18 protein-coding genes are annotated in these 21,954 nt (G+C 68.3%); 14 read left to right on the forward strand and 4 right to left on the reverse strand.

Annotated elements, in window-relative coordinates:
- Positions 1-55 precede the first annotated feature (55 nt).
- From IEW34_RS25055 to IEW34_RS25070, 4 genes are all read left to right on the forward strand, one after another.
- A complete protein-coding gene (locus IEW34_RS25055; RefSeq protein WP_188611968.1) occupies positions 56-685 on the forward strand; it encodes a TetR/AcrR family transcriptional regulator in 630 nt (209 codons plus the stop codon).
- Between the two features lie 68 nt (positions 686-753).
- Positions 754-2,313: an acyl-CoA carboxylase subunit beta gene (locus tag IEW34_RS25060; protein WP_188611969.1), complete on the forward strand. Its 1,560-nt coding sequence runs from the start codon at positions 754-756 to the stop codon at positions 2,311-2,313.
- Between the two features lie 87 nt (positions 2,314-2,400).
- Positions 2,401-4,026: an AMP-binding protein gene (locus IEW34_RS25065; RefSeq protein ID WP_188611970.1), complete on the forward strand. Its 1,626-nt coding sequence runs from the start codon at positions 2,401-2,403 to the stop codon at positions 4,024-4,026.
- Positions 4,027-4,094: 68 nt separating this feature from the next.
- On the forward strand, positions 4,095-5,333 hold the full coding sequence (locus tag IEW34_RS25070) for an ABC transporter substrate-binding protein (protein ID WP_188611971.1): 1,239 nt from the start codon (positions 4,095-4,097) through the stop codon (positions 5,331-5,333).
- 110 nt (positions 5,334-5,443) lie between these two features.
- On the opposite strand, the gene IEW34_RS25075 is transcribed toward IEW34_RS25070, so the two are convergent.
- Entirely contained in the window at positions 5,444-5,941 is a 498-nt protein-coding gene (locus IEW34_RS25075) for a winged helix-turn-helix transcriptional regulator (protein ID WP_188611972.1), read from the reverse strand.
- Between the two features lie 455 nt (positions 5,942-6,396).
- Here IEW34_RS25075 and IEW34_RS25080 point away from each other — a divergent pair, with 455 nt between their 5' ends.
- Both IEW34_RS25080 and IEW34_RS25085 read left to right on the forward strand, forming a co-directional pair.
- The gene (locus IEW34_RS25080) at positions 6,397-7,944 is read left to right on the forward strand and encodes an acyl-CoA carboxylase subunit beta (protein ID WP_188611973.1); all 1,548 of its coding nucleotides are present in this window, start codon (positions 6,397-6,399) and stop codon (positions 7,942-7,944) included.
- A gap of 182 nt (positions 7,945-8,126) precedes the next feature.
- Positions 8,127-8,516: a cupin domain-containing protein gene (locus IEW34_RS25085; protein WP_188612185.1), complete on the forward strand. Its 390-nt coding sequence runs from the start codon at positions 8,127-8,129 to the stop codon at positions 8,514-8,516.
- A 187-nt stretch (positions 8,517-8,703) separates the two neighbouring features.
- Here the strand turns inward: IEW34_RS25085 and paoC are convergent, their stop codons facing one another.
- The 3 genes from paoC to paoA are packed head-to-tail and all read right to left on the reverse strand — an operon-like array spanning position 8,704 to position 12,488.
- Positions 8,704-10,902, reverse strand: coding sequence for an aldehyde oxidoreductase molybdenum-binding subunit PaoC (gene paoC, locus IEW34_RS25090; protein ID WP_188611974.1), 2,199 nt, complete (start codon positions 10,900-10,902; stop codon positions 8,704-8,706).
- Between the two features lie 3 nt (positions 10,903-10,905).
- Positions 10,906-11,856, reverse strand: coding sequence for an FAD binding domain-containing protein (locus tag IEW34_RS25095; RefSeq protein WP_188611975.1), 951 nt, complete (start codon positions 11,854-11,856; stop codon positions 10,906-10,908).
- A complete protein-coding gene (gene paoA / locus IEW34_RS25100; RefSeq protein ID WP_188611976.1) occupies positions 11,853-12,488 on the reverse strand; it encodes an aldehyde dehydrogenase iron-sulfur subunit PaoA in 636 nt (211 codons plus the stop codon). The genes IEW34_RS25095 and paoA overlap by 4 nt, the downstream gene beginning before the upstream one ends.
- Positions 12,489-12,738: 250 nt before the next feature.
- Between paoA and IEW34_RS25105 the strand changes: the two genes are divergently transcribed.
- The 8 genes from IEW34_RS25105 to IEW34_RS25140 all read left to right on the forward strand — a co-directional run bounded on the left by IEW34_RS25105 (position 12,739) and on the right by IEW34_RS25140 (position 21,824).
- Positions 12,739-13,647: a LysR family transcriptional regulator gene (locus IEW34_RS25105; protein ID WP_188611977.1), complete on the forward strand. Its 909-nt coding sequence runs from the start codon at positions 12,739-12,741 to the stop codon at positions 13,645-13,647.
- A gap of 351 nt (positions 13,648-13,998) precedes the next feature.
- A complete protein-coding gene (locus IEW34_RS25110) occupies positions 13,999-15,552 on the forward strand; it encodes a class I adenylate-forming enzyme family protein (protein WP_308424397.1) in 1,554 nt (517 codons plus the stop codon).
- 54 nt (positions 15,553-15,606) lie between these two features.
- The gene (locus tag IEW34_RS25115) at positions 15,607-16,350 is read left to right on the forward strand and encodes an SDR family NAD(P)-dependent oxidoreductase (protein WP_188611978.1); all 744 of its coding nucleotides are present in this window, start codon (positions 15,607-15,609) and stop codon (positions 16,348-16,350) included.
- A 59-nt stretch (positions 16,351-16,409) separates the two neighbouring features.
- On the forward strand, positions 16,410-17,612 hold the full coding sequence (locus IEW34_RS25120; protein ID WP_188611979.1) for an ABC transporter substrate-binding protein: 1,203 nt from the start codon (positions 16,410-16,412) through the stop codon (positions 17,610-17,612).
- 42 nt (positions 17,613-17,654) lie between these two features.
- Positions 17,655-18,845, forward strand: a complete 1,191-nt coding sequence (locus IEW34_RS25125) for an acyl-CoA dehydrogenase family protein (RefSeq protein WP_373288325.1) — start codon at positions 17,655-17,657, stop codon at positions 18,843-18,845.
- A 91-nt stretch (positions 18,846-18,936) separates the two neighbouring features.
- Positions 18,937-20,088 (forward strand): acyl-CoA dehydrogenase family protein, encoded by a 1,152-nt coding sequence (locus tag IEW34_RS25130; RefSeq protein WP_188611981.1) that lies wholly within the window; start codon positions 18,937-18,939, stop codon positions 20,086-20,088.
- Between the two features lie 11 nt (positions 20,089-20,099).
- Positions 20,100-20,801, forward strand: coding sequence for an SDR family NAD(P)-dependent oxidoreductase (locus IEW34_RS25135; protein WP_188611982.1), 702 nt, complete (start codon positions 20,100-20,102; stop codon positions 20,799-20,801).
- Between the two features lie 45 nt (positions 20,802-20,846).
- Positions 20,847-21,824 carry an NAD(P)H-dependent flavin oxidoreductase gene (locus IEW34_RS25140; RefSeq protein WP_188611983.1) on the forward strand — a complete coding sequence of 326 codons (978 nt, stop codon included), beginning with the start codon at positions 20,847-20,849 and terminating at the stop codon, positions 21,822-21,824.
- Positions 21,825-21,954 lie beyond the last annotated feature (130 nt).

Genomic DNA, 21,954 nt, shown 5'->3' on the forward strand with positions numbered 1-21,954 from the left:
CCGGCCATCCCATCCAGTCGGAAAAGTCGGCCCTCGCGGGGACGATCGAAAGGTGATGGCGGACGTGACGCAGGCCAGGCCCCGGTGGAACGGTGAGTTCGAATCATCGTCGGAGCAGCAGGCGCTGAAGCGCCGGCTCATCCTGCGCGAGGCGGGCGCGGCCTTCAACGAGCGCGGCTTCCGCAACGTTTCGCTCGACGAGGTCGCGGTCAAGCTCGGGATCTCCAAGACGGTCTGCTACTATTACTTCCGCGACAAGAACCATCTGCTGCTGAGCTGCGTCGAGATCGGCTTCGAGCTGGCCGAGCACGCCCTGGACGTGGCCGAGGCGCTGGACGGCCGGGGGCTCGACAGGGTCGTCGCGTTCACGCGCACCTATGTCGAGGGCATCACCTCGGACTTCGGCAGCTGCGCCGTGCTGACCGACATGAATTCGCTGCACGCCGACGACCTCAAGGCCGTGCGCACCCGCCAACGGCAGTTCGGCCGGCGCCTCATCAAGCTGGTGGAGGCAGGCCAGGCGGATGGCAGCATCGATGTGGCGAACGCCCGGGCGGCAGTGAGCTGGATCGTCAGCGCGCCGCTCATGATCCCCCGCCTGACCGAGCTGTGGCAGAGCCAGGGCACGGCCTGGCTCGCCGACCATTACGCCGAGTTCACGCGCCGGTCGCTGGCGCGGCGGTGAGGGTGGCCCCCCGCGAAGCCGACGCCCATCCGGTGACGCGACAACACGACGACAAGGAGACGTCCCACGTGACGACGCAGGTCGAATCCCGAGCCCTCCTGACCGATGTGGAGGAGGCGAAGGCGTCGCTGACCGACGCCCGCCGCGGCGCGGCGCTGGAGCGTCAGCGCAAGCGCGCCGACATGACCGCGCGCGAGCGCATCGCCTATCTCTGCGACAAAGGCTCGTTCCAGGAGATCGGCGGCCTCGCCCATCCCAAGGAGGGCGCGGCGAAGCGGGCCCCGGCCGACGGCGTGGTCGTCGGCACCGGGCGGGTCGACGGCCGCTGGTGCGCCGTCGTCTCGCAGGATTTCAGCGTGTTCGGCGGCTCCATCGGCGAGATCGGCAGCGACAAGACCAGCCGTATCGCCCATATCGCACGCGAGCAGGGCATGCCGCTGGTCATGCTGCTCGACGGCGGCGGTCACCGCATCCAGGGCGGCCAGAACTCCCGGCACTTCGCCAAGGCCGGCCCGTTCTTCCACGAGCTGGCGCGCATGTCGGGCTGGGTGCCGATGGTCGCGGCCATGCTCGGCGCCGGCTTCGCCGGGCCGACCAACTACGCCGGCATGGCCGACTTCGTCGTGATGGTGCGCGGCCGCTCCACCATGGGCCTGGCCGGGCCGGCACTGGTGAAGGCCGGTACGGGCGAGGAGATCGGCCTGGAGGAGCTCGGCGGCGCCGAGGCCCAGGTCGACCGCCACGGCCTCGCCGACCTCGGCGTCGAGAGCGAGGCGGCGGCGATCGATGCGGTGAAGCGCTATCTCTCCTATCTGCCGTCCAATGCCCGCCAGCCGCTGCCGCTCGGGCCGCCCGACGATCCACTCGATCGGCGGGCGGAAGCGCTGCTCGACCTCGTCCCGGCCAACACGCGGCGCGTCTACGACATCCGCAAGGTGATCGACCACGTCGTCGACGCCGGCAGCTCCTTCGAGATCAAGCCGACCTTCGCTCGCAACATCGTCACGTCACTCGCCCGGCTCGGCGGGCGCCCGGTGGGTGTCATCGCCAACCAGCCGATGCGGCTCGGCGGCATGCTCACCTCGGACGCCTGCGACAAGGCCGCCCACTTCATCGCGGTGTGCGACGCCTTCGGCCTGCCGCTGGTCTACCTGATCGACGTGCCCGGCTTCTCGATCGGCTCCGGCGCCGAGCGCACGGTGCTGGGCCGGCACAGCGCCAAGATGGTGTTCGAGCTGGGCCAGGCCACGGTGCCGCGGATCTCCGTCGTGCTGCGCAAGGGCTACGGCCTCGGCTACTTCGCCATGTGCGGCGGCCGCAGCTTCGGCGCCGACGCGAGCTTCGCCTGGCCGACGGCCGAGATCTGCGCCATGTCGATCGAAGGCTCCGTCGACGTGGCCTACCGCCAGGACTACGAGAAGGCGGCCGATCCCGCCGCTCGCCGGCAGGAGCTGATCGACAAGATCCGGGCCGACATCGGCGTCCTGGAGGCGGCCGGCGGCTTCGGCATCGACGACGTGATCGATCCCCGCGATACCCGCTTCCAGCTGATCTCGGTGCTCAGCCGGGCGCCGGCCCGGCGCGACAACCGCCAGCCGCCGAAGTTCAGGAGCATTGTCCCGATCTGACGGCCCCCGGCTCGGCGGCGCTGCGACGGCGGCGAGCCGCCACCTGGCGCCGGCAGCCGTCCCGACACAAGAAGGCAGGAGGAAGTGATGGAGAACGGCTGGACCGATCCGCGCGTGCCCGCAGCGGACGTCTGCGTCCTGCGCGACGTGCTCGAGCGCTACGTCCGAACGCAGCCGGACAAGGTCTTCCTTCGGTTCGCCGACGGCGGCGAGTGGACCTACCGGCAGATGCGCGAGGAAGCCGTGCGGGCGGCGCACGGCCTGCGCGCCCTCGGCGTCAAGCAGGGCGAGCACGTGCTGTCATGGCTGCCCAATGGCCGGGACGCCTTTCGCGTCTGGTTCGGCCTCAACTATCTCGGCGCCGTTTATGTGCCCGTCAACCTGGCCTATCGCGGCAGCATCCTGGCCCATGTGGTGGAGAACTCCGACGCGCGGCTGATCGTAGCCCACGCCGAGCTCTGCGGCCGGCTCGGCGCCATCGACCGCGCCAAGCTGGAGGAGGTGGTGGTGATCGGCGGCGAGGCCGGGGCTGACACGGGGTTGGCCGTGCATCCGGCCGGCGCATTGCTCGCCGCGGAGGCCGGCGAGCCGCCGGCCCTCGAGCGCCCGATCATGCCGTGGGACACACAATCGATCATCTACACCTCCGGCACCACCGGGCCGTCGAAGGGTGTGTTGTCGAGCTATCTGCACCTCTATTCCATGGGGGCGGAGCCATGGCCCTATTTCGGGCCCGACGACCGAGGCATGTGCAACCTGCCGCTGTTCCATGCCGGTGGCACCGGCGCCGTCTATCGTTCGCTGGTGCGCGGCGCCTCGGTCGCCGTCTTCGACGCCTTCTCGACCCAGGATTTCTGGCGGCTCGTGCGCGAGCACGGGGTGACGACCACGGTGCTGCTCGGCGTCATGGCGACCTTCCTGGTCAAGCAGCCGCCGTCGGAGGAGGATCGCGGCCACGGGCTCAAGTCTGTCACCATGGTGCCGCTGTGCGAGGACGCGGAGCTGTTCTCGCAGCGCTTCGGCGTCGAGGTCTACACCACCTTCAACATGACCGAGACGTCGTGCCCGATCGTCTCGGAGCGCAACCCGGCCGCGCTCTCCAGCTGCGGCAAGCCGCGTGCCGGCGTCGCCGTGCGCATCGTCGACGCCAATGACTGCGAGGTCCCGGTCGGTGAGGTGGGTGAGCTCGTCGTGCGCACCGACCGGCCATGGGCGATGAACCACGGTTACTACAAGAACCCGGAAGCCACCGCGAAAAGCTGGCGCAACGGCTGGTTCCACACGGGCGATGCGTTCCGCATGGACGCCGCCGGCGACTTCTTCTTCGTCGACCGGATGAAGGACGCCATCCGCCGGCGCGGCGAGAACATTTCATCCTTCGAGGTCGAAACCGAGATCTGCGCACACCCCGCCGTGAAGGAGGCGGCCGTCGTCGCCGTGCCGAGCGAATTCGCGGAGGACGAGGTGCTGGCGGCGGTGTCGCTGACGGACGGAGCCCAGCTCGATCCGGCCGAGCTGATCGCCTTTCTGTTGCCGCGCATGGCCCATTTCATGGTGCCGCGCTATGTGCGCGTGCTGCCGGACCTGCCGAAGACGCCGACCCAGAAGGTGCAGAAGCACATCGTGCGCAGCGACGGGATCACCGCCGACACCTGGGACCGTGAGGCGGCTGGCATCCGCATCAAGCGCGAGAAGATCGGGATCTCCGCCTGACGCGTGGCGGTTTCCCGCGGGCTACATCAAGCTGCCACCAGAACAGCGGAACGACGGAGGGACAAGATATGACCAAGGACATCGGCGCTCCGCTCGTGCGGCCGGACGGTGACATTTCCCGGCGCGGGCTGCTCAAGGCAGCCGCCGCACTCGGCGGCGGGCTCGCCCTGCCTGGGCTCGGCTGGGCTCAGGGGGCGGGCGAGCCGTTCAAGATCGGCTGGGTGAGGCCGACGACCGGGCGCCTTGCCTCGTCCTTCGCGCCGCTCTACGCGGGCGGCGTGATCGCCATCGACGAGATCAACGCCGCGGGCGGCATCATGGGGCGGCCGATCGTCCGCGATGAGCAGGATGACGAGGCATCACCCGCCAAGGAGCCCGGCATCATCCTCAAATACCAGGGGGCGGGCATCCACTTCGTGTGCGGTCCGACCGGCTCCTCGCAGGCGCTGGCGTCGCTCTCGGCCACCACGGCGCGCAAGATGATTCAGACCACCTATGGTCTTGCCGCCGATATGGGCAACGGGCGCAAGTATCCCTACCACTACCAGCTGATCTTCAACTCCGACCAACAGGCGGTCGCCTGCGTGAGCTATCTGACGGACGTGCTGAAGCTCAAGAAGATCGGCATCCTGCAAGAGAGCACTGCCTATGGGGAGCAGATCACGCCCGTGTCGAAGGCGGAGCTGAAGAAGCGGGGTCTCGATCCCGTCGACGTGCAGGTGTTCCCGATCACCGCTCCGGATCTTTCGGGCTACGTCCAGGCCCTGCGCAAGGCCGGCGCCGAGGGCATCCTGATGTGGATGTCGACTGTCCCCAATGCGGCCATGATCTTCAATGCCATGAACGCGATGAAGTGGTTCCCGCCGATCACGGGTCACACGTCCCTCTTCCTGGAATCACTGCTCGACCTGGTGCCGCGCGAAGCACTCACGAACGTCTACGGCACCTGGTACAAGTCCCTGACCTGGACGGCCACGGAGAGTCCGGCCCCGCGCCAGGTCGAGTATGCCAAGAAGATCCTCGCCGCTCCCGATGCCAAGGGCAGCGAGATCAATGCGGCCGGCAGCCCGTACTACGATTTCCTTCATCTGCTGAAGATGGCCATCGAGCAGGAGAAGAGCTTCGACGTGGAGCGCGTCAAGGCCGTGCTCGACAGTACCAAGGGCTACAAAGGCATGCTCGGCACCCTGAGCTTCACGCCGGAGCAGCACTGCGGCATCGATGTTGCCGACTTGGTGATGGCGACGGTCACCTCGGCGCGCGAGCCGAAGGCCATGGGCATCTTCCGGGAGCGCGCTCCGGGCTGAGCATGGTACCAGCGTCATGGCCGGGTCGCGCCCGGCCATGCCGGCGAGGGGGCAGGGCGTCTGCCGGCGTAGCCTCGCCCCGACCGGGATGCCCTCGGGGGACCGCGACGTCAGCCGGCCTGGCGCAGCTGAGACTGCGGCAGCACCTGCCGCTCGGCGGTCGAACCGGGCCCCGGGCGCACATGGACGTCCTTGGCGGAGAGCGGCTCGTTGCACTCCGAGCACACCATGACCGGGTCGAACAGCTTGCCGCACAGCTTGTGCTCGTGCAGCAGAGGGCGGCCGCGCTCGTCCGCCATGTGAATGTCGCCCCAATGGACGATGGCCATGATCACGGGGTAGAGTTCGAGGCCGCGCTGGGTCAGGATGTATTCATAGCGCTTGGGGCTGTCCTGGTAGGGGACGCGGCGCAGCACGCCGTAGCGCACGAACTTCTTCAGCCGGTCCGACAGCAGATGACGCGTGATCCCGAGCCTGGCCTGGAAGTCGTCGAAGCGCCGCACGCGCAGGAAGCAGTCGCGCAGAATCAGCAGGCTCCAGCGGTCGCCGATCACCGCGACGGTGCGCGCCACCGAGCACTGCTCCTCTTCGAGCGTGGTCCACTTCATCGTCCTCTCCATCTGGCCTAGAGCGCTTCTCCCTGATCGGGTGGAATCACCCGATCAGGGAGAAGCGCTCCAGATTAAAAGACTTGGAGCATTTCTAACCGATCAGATGATTCCATCTGATCGGGAAATGCTCTAGCGAGCCACGGATGGCGCCGAGATGGGCGTCGTGCCTGTGGGCCTCAAGACCCCGGATATATAGGTTCCATTTTTGCCCATAAAGGTCAATATCTCTGCCGTTTCTAGCACGAGATCGTACAAAATGCCGTCTCACGCGCCGTTACGGGCACGGCCGGTCGGCCGGCTTGACCGTTCTCTAAGGGAACGATAGCACCTCCGAGGTGACCGCGACCGGCTGGGCCGGCAGTTCCGCGCTGCCGTCCGCTGCTTGGCTTGGGCGCATCCGCCTCTATCGTGGCTGCCGGCGGGGCCAGGCCCGCGAACCATGGGAGGCGTGCGTGAGCGAAGGGGACAAGGCCGCCGAGATCGAGCAACGGCGTGCGCGCGCCGGGCTGCAGGGCGGCGCGGAGGCGATCGCCAAGCAGCACGGGCGCGGCCGGCTGACCATTCGCGAGCGCATCGATCGCGTCCTCGATGCGTCCTCGTTCCGCGAGGTCGGGCCGATCGCCGGCAAATCGGAGGTCGCGGCCGACGGCAGCACCAGCTTCACCCCCGGCAATTTCGTTGTCGGCTTCGGCCGCATCGGCGGGCGCAACTGCGTCGTCGCCGGCGAGGACTTCACCCAGGCGGCCGGCTCGCCCAATGCCGCCGGCCTGCGCAAGAGCGTCTATACGGAGGAACTTGCGATCCAGTATCGCGTGCCGCTGGTCCGCTTCCACGAGGGGTCGGGCGGCAGCGTCGGGGGCAGCGACAAGGCGGGGCCGTCGCTGCCGGAGGCGCTGCACGGGCGGCATCGCTTCTTGTCGGTCGCCCAGGCGCTGGCGACCGTGCCGGTCGTCAGCGCCGCCGTCGGCACCGTGGCCGGTCTGCCCGCGGGCCGGCTAGTGTCGTCGCACTACACGGTCATGACGCGCACCTCGCAGGTGATCATCGGCGGGCCGGCCCTGGTGGAGCGCGCGCTCGGCATGAAGGTCAGCAAGGAGGACCTCGGCGGACCGACGATCCACGAGAAGAGCGGTGTCGTCGACGACGTGGTGGAGGACGAGGCGGCGGCCTTCGATGCGGTTCGCACCTTCCTGTCCTATCTGCCGCAGAACGTCTGGGAGCTGCCGCCGCGGAGGGCCACCGACGATCCGCCGGGCCGCATGGATGCGGCGCTCGACGGGATCGTGCCGGCCAATCGGCGCCGGGTCTACGACATTCGGGCGGTCGTCCGGTCGGTGCTGGATCAGGGCTCGTTCTTCGAAATGGGACGGCGCTTCGGGCCGGGACAGGTCGTCGGCCTGGCCCGGCTCGCCGGTTACCCCGTCGGCATCTTCGCCAACGACGTCAGGCATTTCGGCGGCGCCATCACCGCCGACGGCGCGCAGAAGCTGCGCCGCTTCGTCGAGTTCTGCCAGACCTTCCACCTTCCCGTCATCTCCTTCGTCGACGAGCCGGGCTTCATGATCGGCCCCGAGGCGGAGCGCGCCGCCACCATGCGCTACGGCGCCATGGCGCTCGCCACCGTCGCGCTGGCGACGGTGCCGTGGGCTACGGTCAGGGTGCGCAAGAGCATGGGCCTGGCGAGCTATGCCCACGTCGCACCCGGCGCCTTCGTGCTGGCCTGGCCGACGGTCGAGATGGGCGCGTTGCCGCTCGAGGGCGGCGTCGCCGTCGCCTTCAAGCACGAGATCGCCCAGGCGGAGGATCCGGCCGCCAAGCGCGCCGAGCTCGAGGCCGAGCTCGCCGCCCGGCAAAGCCCGTTCCGCCAGGCCGACGGCTTCGCCGTGCACGACCTGATCCACCCGCGCGAGACGCGGCCGCGGCTCGCCGACTGGATCGAACTGGTGCAGCCGCTGCTCACCGCCCAACTCGGCCCCTCGTCATTCTCGTACCGGCCTTGAGGAGCGCGGTTGGCGGAGGACGAAGCGATTCCGATCGCTGAAATGGTGACTTATATTTTGTGAAACCAGGTATAGTAAGCAGGCCGACGTTGATCGCAAAGCAGTCGAGAGCTTCGATCCTTGCCGACACCATGCACACGTCGTTCCGACCCAAGGGGCGGCGGATCGTTTGGGAGGGCACAATGAAGTGTCTGCGCATCTACGCCACGCCGGATGGCGAGTCCCGTTTCGACGAAATCGACATTCCGACAAGCGAGCGGCCGATCTTTCCTGATGCGGCGCCGTTCGAACTATCGGCCTCATATCCCGCCGCACGTATCCGTTTCACGCGCATTCCCGCGGGCATGCGCGTCCTCGGCTATCATACGGTGCCGGAGCCGACGCTCACGGTGAGGCTCGAAGGCTCGGTGGAGTATGAGACGAGCGATGGCGAGGTGCGGCAAGTCTCCGCGGGGAGCTTTGTGCTGTTGGAGGATGTGCAGGGGAAGGGCCACATCTCACGCCACTCTCCGGAAGCCCAGACAGTCCTTTGGATCGCGCTGCCGAACGGGCTCGACCTGTCGGACGGCTAGCGTACTTCCGCGCTTCTTCGATCGCCGAAATGCTCTATCTGTATGATTTGTCGCACTTTCTTCACGCGAACCGGCGCCCACTTCGCTCGAAAACGCTCTAAAGCGCTCCGCGGGTCGAACACCAGGCGGAGATAGCTGGAGCCCCTCCAGACCACGCGATTCGAGAGCGGCGGTGGTGGTCGGCTGCTCACGACATCAGCGGCAGCAGCTTGTCGAGGGTGACGGGATAGTCCCGCACGCGCACGCCGGTGGCGTTGTAGATGGCGTTGGCGACCGCCGCCCCCACCCCGCACAGGCCCAGTTCGCCGACGCCTTTCGCCTTCATGGGCGACGACATGGGGTCGGCCTCGTCGAGGAACGCGACCTCCTGGTGCGGGATGTCGGCGTGGACGGGCACCTCATAGCCGGCGAGGTCATGGTTGACGAAGAAGCCGCGGCGCTTGTCGACGACGAGCTCTTCCATCAGCGCCGCGCCGACACCCATCGTCATGGCGCCGATCACCTGGCTGCGCGCGGACTTCGGATTGAGAATGCGGCCGGCGGCGCACACGGCGAGCATCCGGCGCACGCGGATCTCGGCGGTCGCCGCATCCACACCCACCTCGACGAAATGCGCTCCGAACGTGGACTGCTGATAGCGCTTGGCGAGGTCGCCGTATTCGATCTTGTCCTCGGCAACGAGGTCGCCGTCGGCGGCCGCCTCTGCGAGCGGCACGGTCCGGTCGCCGGAGCGAACCTGCCCGTCGGCGAAAGTCACCTCGGCGGCGTTCAGGCGGAGCCTTTCGACCACCGTGTCGCGCAGCCTGACGCAGGCCGCGTAAACGCCGGCCGTCGAGCTGTTGCCACCCCATTGGCCGCCTGATCCCGCCGAGACCGGAAAGGCCGAGTCGCCGAGGCGCACCACCACCTTGTCGATCGGCAATCCCATCATCTCCGCGGCGGTCTGGGCGATAATCGTGTAGCTGCCGGTGCCGATGTCCGTCATGTCGGTCTCGACCGTCACCAGGCCGCGCCGGTCGAGACGCACGCGCGCCCCTGACGCCATCACCAGGTTGTTGCGGAAGGCGGCGGCGACGCCGAGCCCCACGAGCCAGCGGCCGTCGCGGGCGGCCCCGGGACGGGGGCTGCGCTTGTCCCAGCCGAAACGGGCGGCGCCGAGGCGGAAACACTCGACCAATTGGCGCTGCGAAAAGGGCCGGTCCGGGCTCTCGGGGTCGACCTGGGTGTCGTTGAGATCGCGGAAAGCGATCGGGTCGAGCCCGAGCTTTTCCGCCATCTCGTCCATGGCGATTTCCAGGGCCATCATCCCCGGCGCCTCGCCCGGCGCGCGCATGGCGTTGCCTTCCGGCAGGTGGAGGGTTGCGAGCCGCATGGCCGTCATCCGGTTGGCGCCGGCGTAGATGAGGCGCGTCTGGCCGACCGTCGTCTCGGGCTGGCCGTCCGGCTGGTCGCCGGACCAGCTCTCGTGACCGATTGCGGTGATCTTGCCGTCGCGGCTTGCGCCGATGCGGATGCGCTGAATCGTGGCGGGCCTGTGCGTTGTGTTGTTGAACATCAGCGGCCGTGTGAGCGCCACCTTGACCGGGCGCTTGGCGGCGCGCGCGCCGAGCGCTGCCAGGATGGCGTCGGCGCGCACGAAGAGCTTGCCGCCGAAGCCGCCGCCGACGAAGGGCGAGATCAGCCTTACGTTCTCCGCTGCGACGCCGAGAGTCTTGGCCACATCGCCCACGCCCCAGGCGATCATCTGGTTGGAGGTCCAGAGCGTCAGCTTGTCGCCGTCCCACGCCGCTGTCGATGCGTGCGGCTCCATCATCGCATGGCCTTGATCTGGGGTCGTGTAGGTCGCATCGAGCTGCACCGGCGCGGCCGCGAACGCGCCGGCGAAGTCGCCGACCGACGTTGCGGGCGGGCCCCAATAGCCGCTGCCGGCCATGCCGGCGCCGTCGCGGGCGGCGGCGAGATCGAACCGCCCTTGGCCGCGCACGTAGTCGATCCGCACCTTCTCGGCGCCGTCGCGAGCCTGCTCGAACGTCTCGGCGACGACCAGCGCCACGGCTTGGTGATAGTGGTCGATGTCGGGCCCGGCGAGCAGCTTGACGGTGTTCATGTCGCCCTTGGCGAGCTGGCCGGCGTTCTCGGCGGTGATGACCGCGAGAACGCCGGGCGCCGCCTTCGCGGCGGCCAGATCCATCGAGGCGATGCGGCCCTTGGCGATTGCCGCGCCGATGACGAAGCCATAAGCCGGATTGCCGACGGCATCATGCCGCTCATAGGCGTAGGGCGCTGTGCCGGTGACCTTATAGCGTCCGTCGATGCGGTCGATGGGATGCCCGACGACCTTGAGCTGGTCGATCGGGTTCGTCGTGGCTGGCGTGTCGAACTTCATGGCTCAGCCCCTCGCCTCGGTCATGGCGGCACCGAGCGTGCGCTCGACCAGCAGCAGCTTGAAGGCATTGTCGGAGGTCGGCGCAGCCCCGGCCAACAACTGCGAGGTCACGGCCTTGGCGCCGCGCGGCATATCGGCTTCCGCCGCCTCGACCCGCCATGGCTTGGGCGCCACGCCGCCCAGCGCGACGCGCCCCGTGCCGTCCTTGTGCACGATGGCGGCCACCGAGATCAGCGCGAAGGCGTAGGACGCCCGGTCGCGGACCTTATGGTAGATCTGCGTGCCTCCTGCCGGCTTTGGCAACGTGACGCCTGTGATCAGTTCGCCCGGCGCGAGCACGCTCTCCAGATGTGGCGTGTCTCCCGGCAGCCGGTGAAAGTCGGCCATCGCGATGGTGCGGCTCTCGCCGGCCGGCCCGACGGTCGTGACGACGGCGTCGAGGGCCCGCATGGCGACGGCCATGTCGCTCGGGTTCGTCGCAATGCAGGCGCCGCTGCCGCCGATCACCGCCAGCGGCCGGCTGAACCCCTCGAGCGCCGCGCACCCGCTGCCGGGGTTGCGCTTGTTGCAGGGCATGTTGGTGTCATAGAAATAGGGGCAGCGCGTGCGCTGCAGCAGGTTTCCCGCGGTCGTCGCCCGGTTGCGCAATTGGCCCGAGGCGCCGGCCAGCAAGGCGCGCGACAGCAACGGATAGTCGCGTCGCACCCGCGCATCGGCGGCGAGGTCGGTGTTGCGGACCAGAGCGCCCACCTGCAGCCCGCCTTCCGGCGTCGGCTCGATCTTGTCGAGCGCCAACCCGTTGATGTCGATGAGGTGCAGCGGGGTCTCGATCTGCAGCTTCATCAGGTCGAGCAGGTTGGTGCCACCGGCGATGAACTTGGCGCCGGGTGTACCTGCTGCGGCCACCGCCGCGGCGGCGGGCGTCCAGGCCCGCTCGTAGGTGAACGGCCTCATGCTGGCCTCCCGGCGACTTCGGCCATGGCGTCGGCGATGTTGGAATAGGCCCCGCAGCGGCAGATGTTGCCGCTCATGCGCTCGCGCATCTCGATGCTGGTGGCCTGCGGCTGGACCGTGAGGTCGGTGGTGACGTGGCTTGGTATGCCGGCCTTGATCTCGGCCAGTACGGCGACGGCCGAGCAGATCTGACCGGGCGTGCAATAGCCGCATTGGTAGCCGTCATGCTTGATGAACGCGGCCTGCATCGGGTGCAGGTTCTCGGGCGTGCCGAGCCCCTCGATCGTGGTGATCTCGCTGCCCTGGTGCATGATGGCGAGCGTCAGGCAGGAGTTGATGCGTCGGCCGTCGACGATCACCGTGCAGGCGCCGCACTGGCCGTGGTCGCAGCCTTTCTTGGTGCCGCTCAGGTGCAGATGCTCGCGCAATGCGTCGAGCAGCGTCGTGCGGGTGTCGAGATCAAGCTCGTGCGGCGCGCCGTTCACGCTCAGCGAGACCTTGGCTGTCACTTCGGCCTCCTTGGGGGCAGGTGCTGACCACGCCGTCTCGGGCATCGCCATCAGGGCGGCGGATGCGGTGGTCCCGAGCAGCATCTGTCGCCGATTGAAATCCAGATCGATGGGGTCGCCCATATCGCGTCCAACCTCTACCGGCCTTGCGGGTGCTCACCTCGCGGGATTGCCCCGTCGGCCTTCGTAGAATGAATCTAGGTTTGGGGGCGGACAAGACGAGGCCAGTCTCATTTCACGCGGCGTTGACTGTCGCTCATCGTTGGCGGCATGCTGGCCGGAGCCGGCGGCTCACGGCCGCGGCTTGGGGCCGGCCGGGCCGGCCACGCTGTTGCCGCGCAGCGCGCTCATCTCGTCGCTGGAGCAGGCAGGCATGCAGATCAGCCGCTCGGACCTGGCAGACTTCGCCTATTTCCTGGCGATCGCGCGGCACCGGAGCTTCCGGAGGGCCGGTCTCGAGCTCGGGGTCAGCGCCTCGGCGCTCAGCCACGCGCTGAAGGGCCTGGAGGCGCGCCTGGCGGTCCGCCTGTTCAACCGGACGAACCGGAGCGTGACGCTCACCGCCGCAGGCGAGGAACTGCTTGCAGCGATCTCCGAGCCCTTCGATCTCATTGGTCAGTCCGTGCAGGCGCTCGACCGCTTCCGCACCGCCCCCGTGGGGCGTGTCCGCCTCAATGCCCTCGACGACGCGGCGACGCTGCTGCTCGGTCCCGTCCTGCCGGTTTTCGCGGAGCGGTATCCGGAGATCGAGATCGAGCTGTCCGTCAACAACCGGCTGATCGACGTGATCGAGCAGGGGTACGACGCGGGCATTCGCTTCGAGGGGACCGTCCCGGCGGACATGATCGCTCAGCGACTGACCCCGGACTTCCGATGGATCGTCGTCGGGTCCCCAGCCTACCTCGAGCGCTGGGGCACGCCGGAACACCCGAGCGATCTCCTGCGCCATCGATGCCTGAACATACGCCTCGGCAATGGGCGCATCTACCGGTGGGAGTTCGAGAAGAGCGGGGAGGCGGTCGCCGTCACCGTTCCCGGGGCGATCACCATCGACCAGAGCGCGGTGGCGCGGAGCCTGGCGATCAGCGGCACCGGTCTGATGTACGCGCCGGAGCAGTCAGTCGCGCCTCAGCTGCACAGCGGCACGCTCAGGATCGTGCTCGCGGATTGGGCTCCGGGCGGTGCGGCGTTCTGCATCTACTATTCCAGCCGCAGGCACCTGCCCACAGGTCTGCGGCTGCTGATCGAGCTCATCAGGGAACTGCGTCCGCTAGGGGGATGACGGGTCTGGTGCCCGCGCCGGCGCGGCGCCGGGCCCGATCAGCGCGGCACCGCAACTTTACGGCTCCGGGCCGTCAGTCGGCCAATTAGTTCTGTTTCAAAACTTAACGGCGACTGGCCTGTGGAGCGGGCAGGCCCCAAGGCGTCGCCGCCCCGGTGCGCACGATTCCCGGATACCCTGCATTCGCTCCGAGCGTTGGCGTCCGTAACCGCCCCTTTGCCGTTTCGGCATCATCCGCGGGTGCGGCCGGATGCGTCTCGACTTGACGAGTTCCAAAAAAGCACTTTAGATGCGCGTCACCAGACGCCGGGCAGCGGCGGACGCCGCTCGGCGCCACAACGGGAGGGAACGGTGAACGAAGTGCTTGCACGCCAGGCCGAGCCCGCTCCACTCGCGGGACTGCCGAACCGGATTAGCGACGTGGTGACCCGCATGGCCGAGGAAAGGCCCACGGGGCTCGCCCTCACGGAGCCCGGCCGTGCCTGGACCTTTGGGGATCTGGCCCGCATCGTCGGCGATACGGCGCAGGCGCTGGGTCGCCTCGGCGTGCGGCCGGGCGACCGCATCCTGATCGTCAGCGAGAATTCGCTCGCCCTTGCGGCGCTGCTCTTCGCTGCGTCGAAGCTCGACGCCTGGGCGGTGGTGGCAAGCCCCCGGCTCTCCGGCCGCGAGGTGGATCAGATCGGGACCCATTCCGGCGCCCGTCGCGCCTTCTATGTGATCGGCATCGGCCAGCAGGCGGCCGAGCACGCCCGCCGCAACGGCGCCGTCGTCGAGGCGCTGCCGGGTCTCGGCCAAGTGGCGGTCGGCCCGCTCGACGCCGAGGCGGTGCCCGAGCCCGTGCATGCGGCGGCGGAGGAGCAGGTGGCGGTGCTGCTCTACACCTCGGGCACGACCGGCAATCCCAAAGGCGTGATGCTCACCCACCGCAACCTGCTGTTCAGCGCTTTCGTCTCCGGGTCGCTGCGGTCGATCGGTCCGGCGGACTGCATCTATGGCGTCCTGCCCATGTCGCACATCGTCGGCCTCACGATCATCCTGGTGTCGTCGATCATGTTCGGGGCGCTCGTCCGCGTCGTGCCCCAATACGATCCGGCCGATCTCGCGGCCGCGATCGCCGAGGACACCACCATCATCTACGGCGTGCCGGCCACCTACCAGCGGCTCCTGGAATACAAGGCGGTCAAAGGCCTGCCGAAGCTGGCGGCCGGCAAGCTGCGCTGCATGTTCGTGGCCGGAGCGCCCCTCGATCTCACCTTGAAGGCGCGTGTCGAGGAGGAGCTCGGCCAGCCGCTGCTCAACGGCTACGGCATCACCGAATGCTCGCCGGGAGTGTCCTCGGTGCAGTCCGCCTACCGCGAGGACGATACCGTCGGCACCATCATTCCGGGCGTCGAGACGCGGGTCGTCGACCGCTCGGGCCGCACGGTGGCGTCGGGGGAGGTGGGCGAGCTACATGTGCGCGGACCCAATGTCATGCGCGGCTACTATCGGGCGCCGGAGGCGACGGCCGCGGCCATCGATGCGGACGGCTGGTTCAAGACCGGCGACCTCGCCCGCTTCGCCGGCGAGGACATGTATATCGTCGGGCGCTCGAAGGAGCTGATCATCCGCTCCGGCTTCAACGTCTATCCGCCGGAGGTGGAGGCGGTGCTGAGCTCCCACCCCGACGTCGTCCAGTCCGCCGTCATCGGCCGGGCGGTCGAAGGCAACGAGGAGGTGGTCGGCTACGTCCAGCTTCTGCCCGGCTCCAAACTCTCGTCCGCGGATCTCTTGGCGTTCGTCCGGCCGCTGCTGACGCCCTACAAGCGCCCGGCCGAGATCGTGATCCTCGACGTGCTGCCGGCCAGCTCGACCGGCAAGATTCTCAAGCACAAACTCGCCGAGGCCGCCAGGACGACCTGATGGCCGGCCGCGTTTCAACAGCGCGCCCTTCGCGCGATTGGAAGGAATACCGACGTGACGACACGTAACGCCACAGTAGCTGTGATCGGAGCCGGCGACTTCATCGGCTCGGCGATCGCCAAGCGCTTCGCCGCCGAGGGCTTCACCGTCTTCGTCGGCCGGCGCGGCGGCGAGAAGCTCGCGCCGCTCGTGAGCGAGATCGAGGCCGCCGGCGGCAAGGCTTTCGGCCGCTCCCTCGACGCCCGCAACGAGGAGGAGGTCGCAGCCTTCCTCAAGGCCGCGGACGACCACGCGCCGCTCGAGCTATGCGTCTTCAACATCGGCGCCAACGTCAACTTCCCGCTGCTGGAGACGACCGAGCGCGTGTTCCGCAAAGTCTGGGAGATGGCCTGCTATTCCGGCTTCCTGGCGACGCGCGAGGCGGCCCGGCTGATGGTGCCGCGCGGCCGCGGCGCCATCTTCCTCACCGGCGCGACGGCGAGCCTGCGTGGCGGGGTCGGCTTCGCTGCCTTCGCCAGTGCCAAGTTCGGCCTGCGCGCCGTCTCCCAGGCGGCGGCCCGCGAACTCGGCCCGAAGAACATCCATGTCGCCCACCTCATCATCGATTCCGGCGTCGATACCGCCTGGGTGCGCGAGCGCATTCGCGAGCACGAGGGCGAGGAGGCCCTCGCCAATCTCGATCCCGACCGGCTGATGCGGCCGGAGGCCGTCGCCGAGACCTACTGGGCCCTCTACCAGCAGCCGCGCGACGCGTGGACCTCGGAGATGGAAATCCGGCCCTTCGGCGAGAAGTGGTAGCCGGGCGCTCGCCAATACGGCGCCGTACTGAATGATAAAACAAAATCAGGTGGGGAATGATGAATAGATTGCCGATTGTACTAGGGGTTATGCTTGGCCTCGCCGTTGCCGTAGCTCACGCGGCGGACAATGCCATCGGCGTGACCGCCAGCGAGATCAAGATCGGTACGACGATGCCGTTCAGTGGCCCGGCGTCGGCGCTGGGCAACACCGGCAAAGGCCTGATCGCCTACGTCGACCTGATCAACGAACGCGGCGGCGTGGGCGGCCGCAAGATCAACCTGATCGCGCTCGACGACGGCTACATGCCGCCCAGGGCCGTCGAGCAGACGCGCAAGCTGATCGAGCAGGATGAGGTGGCGTTCATCTTCAGCCCGCTCGGCACGCCGTCGAACTCGGCGACGATCAAGTATATCAATGGCAAGAAGGTGCCGGACGCCTTCATCATGACCGGCGCCGCCAAGTTCGCAAGAGCCGCCGAGTATCCGTACACGACGACGGCCCTGCCGAGCTACGAGACGGAAGCGCGAATCTACGCCAGGTTCATCGAGAAGGCCAGGCCGGGCGCCAAGATCGGCATCCTCTACCAGAACGATGATCTGGGAAAAGACTTCGTTTCCGGCGTCAAAGCCGTGCTGAGGGATGCGTTCGCGCAGCGCGTGGTGGCGCTGCCCTACGAGGTGGCCGATGCGACGGTCGACTCCCAGATCCTAAACCTGAAGAATGCGGGCGTGGATGCTCTGCTGCTCGCCACGACGCCGAAGTTCGCCGCACAGGCCATCAAGAAGACGGCCGAGATCGGCTGGCAGCCACTGCGGATCGTCAACGTCGTGTCGAGCTCGGTCTCCGCCACCCTGAAGCCGGCGGGGCTCGACAATGCCAAGGGCGTGCTGAGCGCCGTCTTCTACAAGGACCCGGCGGATCCGGCCTGGAAGGATAGCCGCGAGGCCGATGACTATCTGGCCTTCGTCGGGAAGTACCTGCCCGGTGCCGACGCCCACGATATCAACTACATCACGGGTTACAACCAGGGCATGATCCTGGAGCACCTGCTGAAGCAGTGCGGGGAAGATCTATCCCGCGACAATATCAACAGGCAGGCGCACGCCATCCGCGACCTGCAGCTGCCGATGATCCTGCCGGGCATCAGGGTAAACACCAGCCCGGAGAACAACCAGGCGTGGACGCAACTCCAGCTCCAGCGCTGGACCGGCGAGCGATGGGAGCTGATTGGCTCGGTGCTCCAGGCCGATAGCGACTGACCGCCCGACGATCGCGCGCCGCAGAACCCGGGAGACATGACCGTGTCCGTCACCTTCGCCCCGCACGATGAGGCCTTCCGCCAGGACGTGCGCAGCTTCATTGCCGAGAATTATCCGGCCGAGTTGCGTGTCGCCAACCCGGAGACGGATCTCACCAAGGAGCAGAGCCTGCTCTGGCACCGCATCCTCTTCCGCGCGGGCCGGCTCGCGCCGCATTGGCCGAAGGAGTACGGCGGCCCCGGTTGGACCACGGTGCAGCAATACATCTGGGACCAGGAAACGGCGCTCGCCGGCACGCTGCCGCCGCTGGCCTTCAGCGTCACCATGGTCGGCCCGGTGATCTATACCTTCGGCAACGCCGTGCAGAAGGCCCGCTTCCTGCCCCGCATCCTCTCCGGCGACGATTGGTGGTGCCAGGGCTATTCGGAGCGGGAGGCCGGCTCCGATCTCGCCAGCCTGAAATGCAAGGCGGTGCGCGACGGCGATCACTACATCGTCAACGGTCACAAGATCTGGACGACGCTGGCCCAGCATGCCGACTGGATCTTCTGCCTGGTGCGCACCGACGTTTCGGCCAAGCCGCAGCGGGGCATCTCGTTCCTGCTCATCGACATGACCACGCCGGGCATCACGGTCAGGCCGATCATCACCATCGACGGCAGCCATGAGATCAACGAGATCTTCTTCGAGGACGTCCGCGTCCCGGCCGAGAACCTGATCGGCGAGGAGAACAAGGGCTGGGACTACGCCAAGTTCCTGCTCGGCAACGAGCGTACCAGCATGGCGGGCACGGGCCACGCCCGCCGGGCGCTGGCCGAGCTGAAGTCGGTCGCCGCCCAGGAGCGGGCGGGCGGTGCGCCGCTCCTGGCCGATGCGGATTTCGCCCGCCAGGTGGCGCGGACCGAGATCGATCTGGCGGCGCTGGAGTTCACCGAGCTCAGGATGATTTCGGCGCTCTCTGCCGGCCGCGATCCGGGCGCCGGCGCCTCGCTGCTGAAGATCCGCGGCACCGAGGTCCGTCAGCGCATCGCCGAGCTCACCCACCGCGCCATCGGCTCCTACGGCATGGTGCTGCGGCACGAACTGGCCCTCGGCCACAACGAGCCGGCGCCCGGGCCCGACTACGGCCACACGGCGACCGAGCGCTACCTGAACACGCGCAAGCTCTCGATCTACGGCGGCTCCAACGAGATCCAGCGCAACATCATCGCCAAGGCCGTACTCGGGCTGTAGCTCCGCCGTCATGGCCGACCATGACGTCCAAAAGGCATCGCGACGACACGACAAGACATCATCCCGGGCCAGCCGGTGGCGGAGTAAAGCCATGCACTTCGAGTTCTCCGACGAGCAGGACATGCTGCGCGACAGCATCCGCAAGCTGCTCGGCGACCGATACGGGCTCGCCGCCCGCCAAGCGATCGTCGATGGCGAGAGCGGCTTCAGCCGCGAGCTCTGGCGCCAGTTCGCCGAGCTGGGGCTGCTCGGCATCGAACTGCCCGAGGCGGTGGGCGGCCTCGGGGGTAGTGCCCTCGGCACGATGGTGGTGCTGGAAGAGTTCGGGCGCCGCCTGGTGGTCGAGCCCTATCTGGAAACCGTGACCGTTGCGGCCGGCCTGCTCCGGCAGGGCGGGCTCGATCGCTGGCAGGACGAACTGGCCGAGATCGCTTCGGGCGAGCGGATCTGGACGCTGGCGTGGTCGGAGCCGCAGGGCCGCTTCGACCTCGGCCATGTGGCGACCGTGGCCCGGCGCGACGGCGAGGGCTACCTCGTCAGCGGCCGCAAGGTCGTCGTCGCCGCTGCGCCGTGGGCCGATCGGCTGATCGTCTCGGCCCGCACCGCGGGCGCCGGCGCCGAGCCAGACGGCGTCAGCCTGTTCGTGGTTGACAGCGCTGCGCCGGGCCTGCGCCTCGACAGCTATCGCACGCTGGACGGGCGGCGGGCAGCCGACGTGACCGTGGATCAGGTGCGTCTGGGCCCCGAGGCCTTGCTGGGCGAGGAGGGGCGCGGCCTGCCGCTGCTCGCGCGCGCCGCCGACCGCGCCGTCGCCGGCCTCTGCGCCGAGGCCGTCGGCTGCATGGCCGAGCTCAACCGCACCACGCTCGACTACGCCAGGGCGCGGCGCCAGTTCGGCACGCCGATCGCGAGCTTCCAGGTGCTTCAGCACCGCATGGTCGACATGTTCATCGCCCATGAGGAGGCGGCGGCCACCACCTTTTTCCTGCACCGCGCTCTCGATGAGCCGGGCGGGGAGGCGGCACAGCTGGCCCCGGCCGCCAAGGTGCAGGTGGGCGAAGCCGGGCGCCTCGTCGGCCAGCAGGCGGTGCAGATCCATGGCGGCATGGGCATGTCGGAGGAGCTGGAGGTCGGCCGCTACTTCAAGCGGCTGACGGCCATCGACATCCAGTTCGGCGACGCCGACCATCACCTGGCGCGCTACACCGGCGCCATGCAGGCCGCCGCCTTGGCCGCGGCATAGGGAGCCAGGCGATGACGCGTCCCGTTGCCCTGATCACAGGGGTGGGCCCCGGTACCGGGCGGGCGCTGGCGCGACGCTTTGCCGAGGGCGGCTACGAGGTCGCCATGCTGGCGCGCACGGCCGAGCGCCTGCATGAGATCGAACAGGCTCACGCCAACTGCCACGCCTTCGTTACCGATGTGACCGATGCCGCGGCGCTGGAGCGCGGCCTCACGGCGGTCGAAAGTCGGCTCGGGCCGCCTTCCGTCGTCGTGCACAATGCCGTGGGGGGCGCCTTCGGCTCCTTCCTCGACATCGATCCGGCCGTCCTGGCGCGCAACTTCGACGTCAATGTCATGGCGCTGCTGCATCTCGCCCGCCGCGTCGCGCCCGGCATGGTGGCGGCCGGCAAAGGCGCCATCATCGCTACCGGCAACACCTCGGCGCTGCGCGGCCGCGCCAATTTCGCCGGCTTCGCGCCCACCAAGGCCGCTCAGCGCATTCTGGCCGAGGCCATGGCGCGGGAGCTCGGGCCCAAAGGCGTGCACGTGGCCTATGTGATCGTCGACGCCGTCATCGACCTGCCCTGGACGCGCGCCCGCTACCGAGAGGCGGCCGACGACTTCTTCATCAAGCCGGAGCACATCGCCGACGAGATCTGGCACCTGGCGCAGCGGCCGCGCTCGGCCTGGTCGTTCAACGTCGAGCTCCGCCCCTTCCGCGAAACGTGGTGAGGCAGGGCCTCATCCCCGTCGCATCCCGATAAGCAGGCACATCCCATGAAGACGCGCATTACCGAGCTCCTCGGCATCCGCCATCCGATCATCCAGGGCGGCATGCACTATGTCGGCTTCGCCGAGATGGCGGCGGCGGTGTCGAACGCCGGCGGGCTCGGGATCATCACGGCCTTGACGCAGCCGTCGCCCGAGCATCTCGCCCGAGAGATCGCCCGCTGCCGCGAGATGACCGACCAGCCGATCGGTGTGAATCTCACCTTTCTGCCGTCGGTGAAGCCGCCGGACTATCCCGGCTACGTCCGCGCCATTCTCGACGGCGGCGTCAAGATCGTCGAGACGGCAGGCAACAATCCGCAGCAGTGGCTGCCGGCGTTGCAGGAGGCCGGCGTCAAGGTGATCCACAAATGCACGTCGGTGCGCCATGCCCTGAAAGCCGAGGCCATCGGCTGCGATGCGGTCAGCGTCGACGGCTTCGAGTGCGGCGGCCACCCGGGCGAGGACGACGTGCCCAACATGATCCTGCTGCCGCGCGCTGCCGACGAGCTCAGGATCCCGTTCGTCGCGTCCGGCGGCATGGCCGACGGGCGCAGCCTGGTCGCGGCGCTCGCCATGGGCGCCGACGGCATGAACATGGGCACCCGCTTCGTCGCCACGCGCGAGGCGCCGGTGCACGACAGGGTCAAGCAGGCGATCCTGGCGGCGAGCGAGCTCGACACACGGCTGGTCATGCGCCCGCTGCGCAACACCGAGCGGGTACTGGTCAACGCTGGCGTCACCCGCCTGCTGGAGAAGGAGCAGACGCTCGGCCGCGACATTACCTTCGACGACATCGCGCCGGAGGTGGCCGGCGTCTATCCGCGGGTGATGGTGGACGGCGACATGGACGCCGGCGCCTGGAGCTGCGGCATGGTCGCCGGACTGATCCACGACATCCCGACGTGCCGCGAGCTGATCGACCGCATCATGGGCGAAGCCGACACCATCATCCGTGGCCGCCTGGAAGGATTGCTCGCCGCCTAGAGCATCTCCGCGTTTCTTCGAATCGCCGAAATGCTCTATCCGTTTGATTTGGCGCGTTTTCTTCACGCGAACCGGCGTCCACTTCGCTCGAAAACGCTCTAGATCGCTGCGCGGATGAATGGCCGGGCGT

The organism is Chelatococcus reniformis (assembly GCF_014640075.1).
GTDB lineage: Bacteria > Pseudomonadota > Alphaproteobacteria > Rhizobiales > Beijerinckiaceae > Camelimonas > Camelimonas reniformis.

Bases quoted from the DNA above. Each gene is read 5' to 3' on its own strand.
- IEW34_RS25055 (WP_188611968.1), top strand. From the start codon at position 56: ATGGCGGACGTGACGCAGGCCAGGCCCCGGTGGAACGGTGAGTTCGAA.
- IEW34_RS25065 (WP_188611970.1), top strand. From the start codon at position 2,401: ATGGAGAACGGCTGGACCGATCCGCGCGTGCCCGCAGCGGACGTCTGC.
- IEW34_RS25070 (WP_188611971.1), top strand. From the start codon at position 4,095: ATGACCAAGGACATCGGCGCTCCGCTCGTGCGGCCGGACGGTGACATT.
- IEW34_RS25075 (WP_188611972.1), bottom strand. From the start codon at position 5,941: ATGAAGTGGACCACGCTCGAAGAGGAGCAGTGCTCGGTGGCGCGCACC.
- IEW34_RS25085 (WP_188612185.1), top strand. From the start codon at position 8,127: ATGAAGTGTCTGCGCATCTACGCCACGCCGGATGGCGAGTCCCGTTTC.
- paoC (WP_188611974.1), bottom strand. From the start codon at position 10,902: ATGAAGTTCGACACGCCAGCCACGACGAACCCGATCGACCAGCTCAAG.
- IEW34_RS25095 (WP_188611975.1), bottom strand. From the start codon at position 11,856: ATGAGGCCGTTCACCTACGAGCGGGCCTGGACGCCCGCCGCCGCGGCG.
- paoA (WP_188611976.1), bottom strand. From the start codon at position 12,488: ATGGGCGACCCCATCGATCTGGATTTCAATCGGCGACAGATGCTGCTC.
- IEW34_RS25105 (WP_188611977.1), top strand. From the start codon at position 12,739: ATGCAGATCAGCCGCTCGGACCTGGCAGACTTCGCCTATTTCCTGGCG.
- IEW34_RS25120 (WP_188611979.1), top strand. From the start codon at position 16,410: ATGAATAGATTGCCGATTGTACTAGGGGTTATGCTTGGCCTCGCCGTT.
- IEW34_RS25130 (WP_188611981.1), top strand. From the start codon at position 18,937: ATGCACTTCGAGTTCTCCGACGAGCAGGACATGCTGCGCGACAGCATC.
- IEW34_RS25135 (WP_188611982.1), top strand. From the start codon at position 20,100: ATGACGCGTCCCGTTGCCCTGATCACAGGGGTGGGCCCCGGTACCGGG.
- IEW34_RS25140 (WP_188611983.1), top strand. From the start codon at position 20,847: ATGAAGACGCGCATTACCGAGCTCCTCGGCATCCGCCATCCGATCATC.